This window comes from Streptomyces sp. O3 (genome assembly GCF_054788135.1).
In genome coordinates this window covers 1-677 of sequence record NZ_JBTVYK010000128.1, presented here as the reverse complement: position 1 = coordinate 677, position 677 = coordinate 1, and the positions used below count along the sequence as shown (strand labels likewise).

The window sequence follows — 677 nt, the reverse complement described above, 5'->3', positions numbered from 1 at the left end:
CGGTTGTTGGAGGGGAGCATCGAGAGCAGGTAGCGGACTTCGGCGAGGCAGGTCTCCTCGTCGTCGTACGCGAAGTGCGCCACGCCGGAGGTCTCGGCGTGCACGTCCGCCCCGCCGAGCCCGTTCTGCGTGATCTCCTCACCCGTGACGGCCTTCACCACGTCCGGACCGGTGATGAACATCTGCGAGGTGTCCCGCACCATGAACACGAAGTCCGTCAACGCGGGCGAGTACGCCGCACCGCCCGCACACGGCCCCAGCATCACACTGATCTGCGGGATCACCCCCGACGCCCTGGTGTTCCGCTGGAAGATCCCGCCATACCCCGCGAGCGCCGAGACGCCCTCCTGGATCCGCGCGCCCGCACCGTCGTTCAGCGACACCAGCGGCGCACCCGCCGCGATCGCCATATCCATAATCTTATGGATCTTCGTCGCATGCGCCTCACCCAGCGCACCCCCGAAGATCCGGAAGTCATGCGCGTACACGAAGACCGTCCGGCCCTCCACCGTGCCCCACCCGGCGATCACACCGTCCGTGTAGGGCTTCTTCGCCTCCAGGCCGAAGCCGGTGGCCCGGTGCCGACGCAGCTGCTCGACCTCCTGGAACGATCCCGCGTCGAGAAGCAGCTCGATCCGCTCCCGCGCCGTCAGCTTGCCCTTGGCATGCTGCGCCGC

At 68.1% G+C, this 677-nt stretch carries 1 protein-coding gene; it reads right to left on the bottom strand.

The features are described 5' to 3' along the window. A partial coding sequence (locus tag ACX6XY_RS30010) for a carboxyl transferase domain-containing protein (protein WP_460337769.1) occupies positions 1-677 on the bottom strand: 677 nt, incomplete at both ends.